General features: G+C 46.5%; 10 protein-coding genes. 6 read left to right on the top strand and 4 right to left on the bottom strand.

Features of this window, described 5'->3' with window-relative positions; genetic code table 11:
• Nucleotides 1-6: 6 nt before the first annotated feature.
• From QZW47_RS05430 to QZW47_RS05420, 3 genes are read right to left on the bottom strand one after another with little or no spacing between them, the layout of a single operon-like run.
• Nucleotides 7-138, bottom strand: coding sequence for a hypothetical protein (locus QZW47_RS05430; RefSeq protein WP_293124804.1), 132 nt, complete (start codon nt 136-138; stop codon nt 7-9).
• Nucleotides 135-389, bottom strand: coding sequence for a hypothetical protein (locus QZW47_RS05425; protein WP_293124802.1), 255 nt, complete (start codon nt 387-389; stop codon nt 135-137). The genes QZW47_RS05430 and QZW47_RS05425 overlap by 4 nt, the downstream gene beginning before the upstream one ends.
• 26 nt (nt 390-415) lie before the next feature.
• Nucleotides 416-694: a hypothetical protein gene (locus tag QZW47_RS05420; RefSeq protein ID WP_293124800.1), complete on the bottom strand. Its 279-nt coding sequence runs from the start codon at nt 692-694 to the stop codon at nt 416-418.
• A gap of 24 nt (nt 695-718) precedes the next feature.
• On the opposite strand from QZW47_RS05420, the gene dnaK reads away from it, so the two are divergent.
• From dnaK to QZW47_RS05390, 6 genes are all read left to right on the top strand, one after another.
• Complete coding sequence (gene dnaK, locus QZW47_RS05415; protein WP_293124798.1) at nt 719-2,845, top strand: molecular chaperone DnaK; 2,127 nt, start codon at nt 719-721, stop codon at nt 2,843-2,845.
• Between the two features lie 190 nt (nt 2,846-3,035).
• Nucleotides 3,036-3,389: a four helix bundle protein gene (locus tag QZW47_RS05410; RefSeq protein ID WP_293124796.1), complete on the top strand. Its 354-nt coding sequence runs from the start codon at nt 3,036-3,038 to the stop codon at nt 3,387-3,389.
• A 94-nt stretch (nt 3,390-3,483) separates the two neighbouring features.
• Entirely contained in the window at nt 3,484-4,557 is a 1,074-nt protein-coding gene (locus QZW47_RS05405; RefSeq protein ID WP_293124794.1) for a DnaJ C-terminal domain-containing protein, read from the top strand.
• A gap of 319 nt (nt 4,558-4,876) precedes the next feature.
• Nucleotides 4,877-7,306, top strand: coding sequence for a dynamin family protein (locus QZW47_RS05400; RefSeq protein WP_366930809.1), 2,430 nt, complete (start codon nt 4,877-4,879; stop codon nt 7,304-7,306).
• 465 nt (nt 7,307-7,771) lie between these two features.
• Nucleotides 7,772-8,206, top strand: coding sequence for a KGK domain-containing protein (locus QZW47_RS05395; protein WP_293124791.1), 435 nt, complete (start codon nt 7,772-7,774; stop codon nt 8,204-8,206).
• 30 nt (nt 8,207-8,236) lie between these two features.
• A complete protein-coding gene (locus QZW47_RS05390; RefSeq protein WP_293124790.1) occupies nt 8,237-8,482 on the top strand; it encodes an HNH endonuclease in 246 nt (81 codons plus the stop codon).
• A gap of 205 nt (nt 8,483-8,687) precedes the next feature.
• Here the strand turns inward: QZW47_RS05390 and QZW47_RS05385 are convergent, their stop codons facing one another.
• Entirely contained in the window at nt 8,688-12,503 is a 3,816-nt protein-coding gene (locus QZW47_RS05385) for a glycoside hydrolase family 2 protein (RefSeq protein WP_293124789.1), read from the bottom strand.
• Nucleotides 12,504-12,819: the final 316 nt, after the last annotated feature.

Genomic DNA, 12,819 nt, shown 5'->3' with positions numbered 1-12,819 from the left:
TCCTCACTACAAACCTGGCGATCGCAATTGCTCTAATTCTTGCTGAGTGCGATCGGCTCTTTGCGGCTCTTGTTCAGTTGAGTTGCGGTCTGGATTTAACAAACAGATGCAAGTATTGGTATCCAGTAAATAAATCACAGCAATTCCTCCCGTTCCTCAAATTCCCCTTGTTCTCCCCGCGCTAAAGGTTCATCTCTAAAGCACCCAAAAGTTCTCTCAAAAAAACCGGGTGACCAGCCTAAATTTCCTGGTGTTTTAGCCTCAGTTGCAGGTACAATGGGCTGGAAAATTACAATAACTTCCAAATCTGTATCTTTGATACCACTGGGGATTTGCAAATGCAGCATCCCGTCCGCACCGACGCGCGATCGCACTTTAATACTTTGCATAATAATTAACCCGCTAAATTTACTTTCTATTCTAGTTTAAAGAACCTAGCTTGGGCCGTTGAAACGCAACCCAACACATCAAGCTGATTCGACAAAGCTGCCGGTTCACACAAATCCAACCTACACTCACCTGCAACCCGCCGCGCGTTTGTAGTGCGGACTTCAGTCCGCAGCCTGTTACGGACTGAAGTCCGTACTACGAACCGTTTGGGCCCCGGAGTGAGAGAACCCCCCGCAGCCCCGTTGCTCGACAAGGTACAATAAATGCGATCGAACTTAACGCTTATATTGAAAAAGCTAGACACAACGCCACAGGAGACAACGGACGTATGGGAAAAGTAGTTGGCATTGACCTCGGAACGACAAACTCAGTAGTAGCCGTCATGGAAGGGGGCAAACCGGTTGTGATTGCCAACGCAGAAGGGATGCGGACAACTCCTTCGGTGGTTGCTTTCACCAAGGAAGGAGAACGCCTTGTCGGACAAATGGCCAGACGGCAAAATGTTCTGAACCCCCAAAACACCTTTTACGCCGTCAAGCGGTACATCGGACGCAAATATACCGAACTGACTTCAGAAGCAAAGCGCGTCCCTTACACAACTCGCCGCGACGACAACGGAAACATCAAAATTAAATGCCCTCGCCTGAAAAAAGATTTCGCCCCAGAGGAAATTTCGGCGATGGTGTTGCGGAAGTTGGCCGATGAAGCCAGCCGCTATCTGGGACAAGAAGTGACGGGGGCTGTGATCACTGTTCCGGCTTATTTTAACGACTCGCAGCGACAGGCGACGCGGGATGCTGGCAGAATTGCCGGACTTGATGTAAAGCGGATTTTAAATGAGCCGACTGCGGCTTCTTTGGCCTACGGTTTGGAACGGCGAGAAAGTCAAACTATTTTAGTTTTTGATTTGGGCGGCGGTACTTTTGATGTATCTATTTTAGACGTTGGAGATGGAGTATTTGAAGTTAAGGCAACTAGCGGCGATACTCAATTGGGAGGCAATGATTTTGACCAGAAAATTGTTGATTGGTTAGCCGAACAATTCATAGAAAAAGAAGGCGTGGATTTACGCAAAAATCGCCAAGCTTTGCAGCGATTGATTGAAGCTTCTGAAAAAGCAAAAATAGAGCTATCGGGAGTCGGTGTCACTGAGATTAATTTGCCGTTTATTGATGCAAATGAAGATGGGCCTTTGCATTTGGAGACGCGGCTGACTCGCGGTCAATTTGAGGGGCTGTGTACCGATTTGGTGCAGCGGCTGCGCCGTCCGGTGAAACAAGCTTTGGCTGATGCCAATATGAGTCCTTCTCGAATTGATGAAGTTGTGTTGGTGGGTGGTTCGACTCGGATTCCTTTGGTACAGCAAATTGTTCGCAGTTTGATCGATCGCGAGCCGAATCAAAATGTGAATCCTGATGAGGTTGTGGCGGTGGGTGCTGCTATTCAGGCGGGGATTTTGGGCGGGGATGTCCGCGATGTGCTGTTGTTGGATGTGACGCCGCTCTCGCTGGGCTTGGAAACGATCGGCGGGGTGATGAAAAAACTGATTCCTCGCAATACTACTATTCCAGTTAGGCGATCGGACATTTTTTCGACTGCGGAAAACAACCAAACTGTGGTAGAAGTTCACATCATCCAAGGAGAACGGGAATTAGGCAGAGATAATAAGTCTTTGGGACGGTTTAAATTAAATGGAATTCCGCCAGCACCGCGAGGGATTCCGCAGGTACAGGTAGCTTTTGATATTGATGCTAACGGGATGCTGTTGGTGACTGCTTTGGATAAAACTACTGGTAGGGAACAAAGCATTACTGTGCAAGGTGCTTCGACTCTGAGCCAGCAGGAAGTCAATCAAATGATTCGCGATGCGGAACAGTTTGCTCAAGCTGATAAGTTGCAGCGAGAAAGGGTGGAAAAACGCAATCGCGCTGAGGCTTTGGCTTATCAGGCCGAGCGGCAGTTGCGGGAGGTGGCGCTCGATCGCGGAATGCAGTTTGCTCAAAGAAGCCGCCAGCGGATTGAAACGTTAATTCGGGAATTGCGAGACAGTTTGGAGCGCAACGACGAGCGCGGAGTCGATCAAGTTGGCTCGGATTTACAGGATGCTCTTTATGATTTGAACCGCGAAGTTTCTGCTTTTGCTGATGATGACGATGATGATGATTTCTTTGAGTCTGTGAAGCGGACTTTTACGGGCGATAGCACAAAGCGGCGCACCGATGATAATAATTATTATCAAAATGCTAAGCCGTACAGGCGATCGACTGTCGATCCAATGCCCGATCGCCCCTACGATCGTCAGGGTGAACGTATGGGCGATCGCGATCGATCCTACGATCGATCTTACGATCGCACACCCGATCGCACGCCCGATCGCAGAACCAGCAATAACCGCCCGACTCGCCCCTATCAAAATCAAAGCGACGACTGGGATGATGACGACGATTGGCTGTAATTGAAGGAAGAAGGAAGAAGGAAGAAGGAAGAAGGAAGAAGTAAGAAGGAAAAGAGCAGGTTTTAATTCTAAGAATATATGACTGCTCTTTCCTGCAACTTCTCCAATATTTTTATTCCCTATGCCTAGGACTAAAATTCTTTTAATTAAATTGCAGTTACTATCACAGATAGGCAGAAAAGTATATCTTATGAGCCATAGAGAACAATACATCTGGCAGCGGGGTATTTATCTTTGTCAACTTTGCTACGAATTAACCAAATCTTTTCATCAATCTGAACTATATGGTCTTACCAGTCAAATTCGCCGTGCATCTGTATCAGTACCAGCTAATATTGCTGAGGGATATGGACGTGTGAGCACGAAAGAGTATATTCGATATTTACAAATAGCCCTCGGTTCGCTGAGAGAACTGGATACTCATTTAGTGATTTCGGAAAAAGTGGGGTTAGGAAAACACGAGCAAATATCACCTGTTGTCAAAGAAGTAGATGAAGTCACACGACTAATTGTCAGCACTATCAATAAACTGAAACCAGAATAACACCTCTTCCCTCTTCCTTCTTCCCTCTTCCTTCTTCCCTCTTCCTTCTTCCTTCTTCCTTCTTCCTTCTTCCTTCTTCCTTCTTCTTCAAAAAATGGAAAACTTTCGTAATTACTATCAAATACTGGGAGTACCCAGAGACGCTACGGCTGATGAAATCAAGAAAGCCTATCGAAGGCTAGCGAGACAGTTGCACCCCGATGTAAATCCGGGCGACAAATCTGCCGAAGATAACTTTAAAGATATTAATGAAGCTTACGATATTCTTTCCGACATCGAAAAGCGCGCTCAATACGACCAATTTAGTAAATTCTGGAAACAAAAAGGATTTCAAGGCAAACAAGGCGTCAAAATCCCTAATTTTAAGACTTGGGGAAACAACAAAACTAGCCGCCGTAAATCATCGGAAGACATCGATTTTAGCGATTACTCAGATTTTAATAAATTTCTCGACCAAGTGCTGGGAAGACGCCGGGAAGTGAGGATGGCGACAGAGAATGATGCACCGCGAGTTCCTGATTCGGAACCGTGGAGTACGGCTTCTAAGAAAACGAGTTATGTTGCTAATTCTCGCGAAGATCGGAGAGAAGATCGGAGGGATTTGGACGATCGCGAAATTCGACGCGAAACCAGAGAAATTGACGATCGCGAAATCAGACAAGACATTGACGCGAGGCTGACTCTGCCTTTGGAAAGGGCTTATTCCGGCGGTACCGAGCGCATCCGGTTAGATGACGGGCGGTGGATCGAGGTAAATATGCCCGCCGCGATGGTATCGGGCCAGCGAATTCGCCTGCGAAATCAAGGTATTGGCGGCGGCGATTTGTACTTAAAAATCACCGTTTCTCCCCATCCTTTTTTCCGCTTGGAAATGTCGGATATTTGCTGCGAATTGCCTCTGACGCCCTGCGAAGCGGTGCTGGGGGGGGATATTGAAGTGCCGACTCTAGACGGCTTGGTGAAGATGAAACTCCCACCTGGAGTCACGTCTGGGAAGCGGTTGCGGATGGCGAATAAGGGATATCCGACGGGAAATGGCGATCGGGGCGATCAGCTAGTAGAAATTCAGGTGTTAATTCCCAAGGAAATTAGCGACGAAGAACGGGAATTGTACGAGAAGTTGCGGCAAATTGAGACTTTCAAACCGCGTCAAGATTTGTCGGTTTAATGTAGTAGGGTGCTCTTCGGCGCACCTTCTACTAATTATTTTGAGCAATCCTGGATCGTACCAATTTTAAAAAGTTATGCAACAGTCTTTTGTAGGGTGCGTCGCCACAGACAATCCCTCAAAAAAAAGCAACAATTTGATAGCGACGCACCTTACGCTTCGGCTTGAGAAAACAAGCCCAACACTTGTTTGGTAGCAAGAGTTTTTATAAATGCTATAACATAAGTAAAATTACTGTTGCAATTATTCCTGAATTAGCGGAAAATTAACCTTAATCTAATTTTCCCACAATCAGGAGCATTCTGCCGCGATGACTCAAATGCCCCCTCAATGCAAAAATCTCCAAGAGCAAGTTGATTCTCTACTACAACTGCTGCGTCAGGAATCGTCTTTGCGACAACAAGATATCACGGCGGTACAAGCTTCTCTAAAAAAGGCAATTTCTCCAGAATTTGAGATTGTATTTGCAGGTGCTTTTAGTGCGGGAAAATCGATGTTGATTAATGCTTTGCTGGAGCGAGAATTGCTCTACAGTGCAGAAGGACACGCCACTGGTACTGAGTGTTATATCGCCTACGCTGAAGCGCCTGAAAAAGAGCGTGTTGTCCTCACTTTTTTGAGTGAAGTTGAGATTCGCCAGCAAGCTTATGCTCTTTGCGAGCAGTTGAATTTAACAACTGAAATTGACATTAATCTCACAGATGTAGTCAAAATTTTAGCTCAGGGATGCAGCATAATTATTGAAAAGGAAGGTGGAGAAAACAAATCGGAACGAGCTAAACAAGCGAAGGCTTTGACTCTGCTTTTAGAAGGATTTGCAGCAAATCGCGATCGCATTCAAACTGTCGAAAACGCTACTTATTCGATGGAACAGTTTAATTTTTCCAATCTCAAGGAAGCTGCTAGTTATGCGCGGCGCGGTAGCAATAGTGCTGTACTCAAGCGAGTTGAATATTATTGTTACCATCCGCTGCTACAAGATGGCAATATTATTATCGATACGCCGGGAATTGACGCGCCTGTCAAACAAGATGCGGAATTGACCTATGATAAGATTGAAAGCCCTGATACTTCGGCGGTTGTCTGCGTGTTGAAGGCTGCGTCGTCTGGGGAAATGACGACGGAAGAGACGGAGTTGATGGAGAAAACGCGATCGAATCCCGGAATTCGCGATCGCCTGTTTTACATTTTCAACCGCATTGACGAAACTTGGTACAACGCGCAACTGCGACAGCGCCTAGAAAATCTGATTAATTCCGACTTTCGCGACACCGCCAGAGTGTACAAAACCAGCGGATTGTTGGGATTTTACGGGAGTTTGATTAAAAAAGAAACTACCGGGCGCGATCGTTTTGGTTTGGATAGCATATTTGTCGTGAATCGCGATCGGATTGATGCAGACACGAAGGCGGTTAATCGCAGCGAAAATAGTGAAGAAACACCGCAATTTGTCAACGAATTTAACCGCTACTGTGCGAATTCCGGTAAACTATCTCCCAGCAAATTTCGGATTTCAGTTAACAGCTACGAAACGCCCAGCGAAAATTATGTGCGGATTCTGGCGGAACAAGGTCAACCATTAATCCAGCAATTAATTCAAGATAGCGGTATCGAAGATTTCCGCACAGCCATCACTGATTATCTCACAAAAGAAAAGCGCCCGCAACTGTTCAGAAATCTCGCTGACGATTTAGAGGATTTGTGCATTCAACTGCGGAAACAATACCAAACAATCCAGCGGAATTTGGACAGCCAGCCGCGCGAAATTGAAGCGATGAAAGCCCAAGAACTTTTGCGGCTAAATCAAGAATTGCAACAAGTCGGACAGGAATTTCGTGAACATATCGCCAAAGAAGTCAATGATATGATTATGAACCGATGCGATATTTTCGATACAGATTTTCGCCAACTCCAATCTCGAATGATTCGCCGTTTGGATGAATTGCTAGATGGTTTTTCGGTTGAGGCGGCTTACGGACGCACTTTGATCGCTCATCCGCGCAATGCTACAGCACCTTTAATCGCGGTTTTAGTGGAAGCGCTTTATTATTTAGCGAATCAGTTGGAAGATATTTTAATAGAGGCTACTAAGTCACTGGTTGATAATTATTTCCAGTATTTGAAAGACAGTGTTCGCAAATCGGAATACTATCGATTGCTTTATCGGTTGTTGGGGAATGATGGCGGAATTGAACAGCAATTGGAGGAGTTATCGCAGCGGGTTTCTCGTGCTTTGGTGAATGCAGCGGGCGTGGAGTGCGATCGCTACGTGCGAGAAAGTCCGCGTTTTTACGATGAAGGCACGTTTTCGATTTACCAATTCCGGGAAACATTGCAGCAAACATCCCAAGGTTTTGACTGCGAAAATATGGTAGACGCGCAACCAGCAATTCGGCAATTGTTGAGGCTAGATTTTGAGCCTAAAGTATCTCGAACTATTCGGCAAACTTTCCGCCAAACTGTGAATCAAACGCTGAAAGAGCATTTGTTACCGATGGCGGAACAGCAAGCTGATGATATTTTGCAGAAATACAGTCAAGCTCGCGATTATTTGGAGCAAACTTTAGCACAGGAAGCTGAGGAGAAGATTGCTAAGAATTTGCGATTGCAAGCTGAGAATGAAGGCAAGATTCAAGAGTACGATCGGGCAGTTTCTGGGATTAATAGTTGTTTGCAGGCGATGAAGTTGCACGAGCATTTGTTGCCTGTAATTGGAGAGAATAGTAGTGTTGTTGTGGATTGTGAATGATTAGGAACCGGGCGATTGGAAATCGTGGCGAATAGGAACCGCGGCGATTGGAAACCGGGCGAATAGAATTCGCGGCGATTAGGAACCCGGCGAATAGAATTCGCGGCGACACAGACAAAACCCGTCTCCGCGGGTTGAAGAAATGAGAGATTCTTAGTCCGCGGAGGTGGTCGCTGAGCTTGTCGAAGTGCGGACATTGTTTGTATAGCCGCGAATTCTAGTCGCCGGGATTCTTGCCCAAAAATTATAAATTACGGCGATTGGAAATCGTGACTACACAGACAAAACCCGTCTCCGCGGGTTGAAGAAATGAGAGATTCTTAGTCCGCGGAGGTGGTCGCTGAGCTTGTCGAAGTGCGGACATTGTTTGTATAGCCGCGAATTCTATTCGCCGGGATTCTTGCAAAAATAGAGATACTACTTTAAAATAGTTAGGATGACATTTGAAAAGTTTTAAATATTAATATGGAAGATAAATTTGATTTTCACAACTGCGACAATGATGATGCTTTCTCTTTCGGTAACGCAATGCTTAAAGTAGAAAAACTCAAGGAAACAGTAAATCGAGTTTTGTCTGAAGATGCGTTAGGAGAGAAACTCAATAAGTCGTTAAGCGAGCAGAAACTAGATATTGGTTTAGATTATGATAAGAATAAAGGAAGTTATTTATACCAACAATGGTTTCGAGAAGGTATAGATTGTGAAATTCTCAGAGTGGGTGCTCAGGGTTGGCAGAAAGGAAAGATGAAGCTCAAACTCAATGTCACTATAGAGTTTTGCCCCGACGAACCAGAAGTAGAAGAAATACCAGAAAACAACGAGTCAGAAACTAGCCAGCCAGAATCCCCCCTCGATGATTTGCGCCGCCAACTTCTCGATCGCGAAAACTCAGCCAGTTAATCCATCAAACATCTGCGGTTAAAATACATCATGACTAAAACCCCCAGAATTCGCATCCCCCCAGAAGTCAGAAAATACGTATTCACTCGCAACAAATACCAGTGCCAAAGCTGCGGCCAAACCAAACTAGAAGCAGAACTGACGATCGATCATATCATCCCCCTAGCGCGCAGCGGCAGCAACGACATCAGCAACCTGCAAACCCTCTGCCGCACCTGCAACCAAAGGAAAACCGACAAATTAGACCCGCGCTTTAAGCGACACTTTGACCTGTAATATTAGTTTGAGCGAGATAGAAATGACAGTTTGTAGTGCGGACTTCAGTCCGTTCTTAACGTTTGTAGTGCGGACTTCAGTCCGTTCTTAACGTTTGTAGTGCGGACTTCAGTCCGTTCTTAACGTTTGTAGTGCAGACTTCAGTCCGTTCTTAACAATTTTGCCTCAATGCGGACTAAAGTCCTCACTACAAACCTTATAAATTTTACCATCGATAATACCGATAAGGATCGTCACCATTCTCGAAATCCGTCTTGTAATCCCAGTGATAAAAATCCCGACTCGCACCGTTAAAAATAGAGCCATCTGCCTTAAAACTCGCCCCTAAATTAGCTAAAATTTGAGCATTTGCCCGCGTTTGCCGCCAGCGAGTAAAACGCAAATAAGTCTTAGCATCTGCATTCAAACTTTCCGGGTCAATCTGAGAGAAAATCGCCACGCCTTTACCTACAGCAACCCGGCTTAATAAACCCTCAGCACCGATTTGTCCCCCAGACTTAATCAACCAAGTATCATAAAAAGAGCGCGATCGCAAATCTGAAATGCTCAGCCCCCTCACCTCATCCCAACTTGGAACCGCCAGGGAACCCCCGAAATCCTTCGCTTGCTCCAAACCTACCCCCAAACCCGCGACGGGGGCTTGACGTGGCAAGAAAAATGCCTTCCCGCCAGCATTCAAATAACCGCGCAAATCGGCATCTTTCAGATTAGCTTCCCGCCCCACAATTGCTAAACCAATATCCTGAGATAGCGCGTTAGCCCGCTGATAAATTACGCCCAAACTGTCCAACTTCTGTGCATCTTTATCTCCCCCAATTAACACTACCTTATCCACCTTTCCCGCCACCGCAGCATTCATCCCGTAACCGATTAGTTGCTGGACTAATTGCGTCGCCCCGCCATCTACAGCATAATGGTCTTCCAAATCCAATTGGTTTAAAATTAGGTGCCCTTTTCCATAATCTAATTCCATCAGCGGGGAATAAGCTAAATCAAACTCAGATTCCAAAATTGGCCGCCAACTGCTGCGGTGCGGCTTCTCAATTGTGGCGCTACTAACACCGCCGCGATTTCCCCAATGCCATCCGTACCAAGGCATATTTGCCGGACTAAAGTTTGCCCTGTTTTCCAGGGTATTTGGATAAGCTTCAACCAGCGTGCTTTCTCCGATCCAATCGCGCATATCTTCGCTGTCTAAACCGATAATTGCCGGATGGTTGCTGTCAACGGGATAAGCGCGGCGGCTGACGTGGCCGCCCACCCGGAAACCTGTGTTTTGCAGCCATTCTGGACGCTGGGAAAACACGATTGCTTTGCCGCCTTTACGCACAAAATCTTCTAAACTTCCCGGCAATTTTTGACCGCTGGAAAAGGCTTCTCTCCCGATAATTAATACGGATGAAACTTGCGAACCGTTCCACGGGACAAGCTGATGACCTAACTGTTTTAACATTGCTGATGTTTTGCCTACAGGGTCAAAGATTGCTACGGAATCCTTGATTTTGACTGGGTTAGCAAACACCCGGAAAGCAAATGTATCGGAATGCGGGCGATCGCCAACTCGTGCCATTAAGCTAATTTCGCCGTCAGTCTTGCTAAAAATATTATTTGGCAATTTTGCATCAATTGGGAAAAACTGCGTCTCTGCTGGCTGAATAGTCCCTTTATATTCGCCTTTGCGTACTTCTTTCCCTCCCACCGAAACTCGCCAATTAAAGGCAAATTCTTGGGGATCTCGCGTATCGTTAATTAAGACTACTTGCTTGGCAAGTTTGCCGCCTGCAAAAAAATTGTGGTCTTTGGCTGTAAACACCGGACTAGCGCCAGCAATCCAAGCCAAAGTCGAGCTATTATTATTCATAATCGCCTCACCGCCGGGATGAATAGTGTAACCTTCCGGCTGAAAATAATTTAAAAAATGGTTAGGGATAAGCTTCAAATAAACTCCTCGCTGTCCCGCTTGAAATCCCCCCATATCCACCTTAACTTTGCCAGCTTCGGAAACTTCCCAGCCGTGTCCGTCACTCCAAGGAATCATCCCCCCAGACATTCCAAAAGTCCGCCAACTCCGCCAGGTGTTGGTACTGAATAAATGCTGCAACTTTTGAAAAGCTGGTGCAAAATCTAACTCTTTTTTCAGGTGCCAGCTTTCGTACTTTTGATCCTTGACAAATTGCTCGCGAATTTTTGCTTTATAAGCCGCACTTTCCAACTCGTAGGCCTGCTTGCCGAAATAAATTGCGGCAAATTCTGTCATCAAAGGTTCGCTGACAATCACTTGATTGAAACCTTCGCGATTTCGCATCATTGTCGCGAACAGCGGCGTGCCAAACTCGACGATCATGTAGGGCATATCCCCGGTTTTGCTCCACTCGGAAATCCATTCTTCCCGTTCTTGGAGGGGAATCATATTTAAATAAGAATTTAGCGCATAAACGTCGCCGAAATTTGCTCCTTGGTGTACCATCACTGGTCTGGTTGGATCTGCCGATTTAATCGCAGCTACAGTCTCGTTTCCCAAGGGAGTGTTGCCGCGCAATCGCTCGTCTTCTAGCTTACCGAGAGTTCCTTCGATTGTTCTTTTGCCGATGCGGCGCGGATTTTGGTCGTCAGCGTTGCCGAAAAAATTGGGACTTGTCGCCCACATTAATACTGATGGATGATTGCGATAGCGGCGCATTTCTGTTGCCATTCGCGATTTCCACTGGTTAAGAAAGTTGGGGTTTTTCCACTTGCCGTTCCAAGCGATAGATGTAACGTTTAATGTGGGGGCCATAATCGGAAAACCTTTGATGTCTGCCCTTTCGCACAGGAGTTCTCGAAAGTGCCACCTGCCGCGTTCGTCGTGATCCCAAGGCCAGGTTTCTGCGATGTTAAAACCTGCTTTTGTGTAGCCTTCAATTAATTTGTCGGTAACTTCTACTGTGCCGCTTTCCCAAGCACCGTCTGCGTGCAAGGTGGGGCGCAGGCGCAATTCTGTGCCGTTTAAGAAAAATTTGCGGCCTTCAATCCAAAATTCGCGGAAGCCGAAAGGTTGGTCGTATTGCGTGTCAATGCCGCTGCCTTTTACTTCTAATTGCATGGTGTAGAGGTTGGGTTTGCCGACATCCCACAGGCGGGGATTGGGCCAGTTCCACTGCAATTTTACTGTTTGAATTAATTTGGCTTGAACGCTGGCGGTGGTTGTAAATTGTTGTTCAATTTTTCCTTTTTCGTCGAGCATTTTGGCGGTGAGTTGAACTTGACCGCTTTTGGTAATGTCTTTGAGTTCGACATCGATTTTAATTTGTTTTTTGCGGGTGGAAGTTTGCACGAACACGTCGCTAATTAGCGGGCCGGGAGGAACGGAAAACAGCCGGACTTCGCCGATGATTCCCCGCGATTGCAGGTTGGATTTTTCTGTGTAGATTTCGGTGGGGCCCATAATCACGGCTTTGTCTTTTTCTTCGGATACTGCCGCGACTAAAATAGATATGGTGTTTTGACCGGATTGGACTGATGAGGTAATTTCAACTGTGCCGTAGGGCCATTCGATTTGACCGCTGTTAATGCCGTTGACAAAGATGATTGCGTCGGTGCTGACTCTGGCTAAGTCGATAAAGATGCGGCGGTTTTTCCAGTTGTCGGGAATATTGATTGTTTGCTGGTACCAAGCTTTTATTAGTTGTTTGCTGTTGAAGTTTTCCCACTCTTTGCCGCTGCCGCGGCTGATGATTCCGGGTACGGATTCGTTGTTTTCTTCTTGCCAGTTTCCGGGTACTTGGATGGAGCCCCAACTGGGGGAGGTGGGGGGGTTTTGGGGGTTGCCTACTGCGGGGACAAATTGCCAATTTCCGTTGAGATAAATTTGGGATCGTTTGTTGTCGATCGCTCCGATCGCCCCGATGCTAAGATTGGGGAAGCCGATCGAGATTGTGGAGTTGGTGACCGAGTTGGGATTTTGCAGCGCGTAACCCATAAATCCGAATACGGTGGCGGCGGCCAAGAATAATCCGATAATTTTTGCCAGCTTGTGATTCACGCTGCTTGTTGCTCCCAGAAATCAGTCGATCGCATTTGTCGCTCGCTCTATCATAAGCTGCTGCACGTATAATTGCTTGATTTCGGCGGCCCGAGAAAGGGGAGATGGGGAGATGGGGAGATGGGGAGATGACTGATGAGGGCGGGCACGGGGGCACCGCCCCTACTGACTAATGACTAATGACTACTGACTTCGGCAAATCTGCCTCTGGGAAGATGGCACGCTCATTGCAAATGTGGTTCTGTATAGAAAAAACATATAGTTAGTTTGGGAAATCTAGTTCGATCGACACAAAAAGGAATAGTGCGATCGCGCC

The organism is Microcoleus sp. bin38.metabat.b11b12b14.051 (genome assembly GCF_013299165.1).
In the GTDB taxonomy this organism is placed as follows: domain Bacteria; phylum Cyanobacteriota; class Cyanobacteriia; order Cyanobacteriales; family Microcoleaceae; genus Microcoleus.
This window is presented reverse-complemented; position numbering and strand designations above follow the sequence as displayed.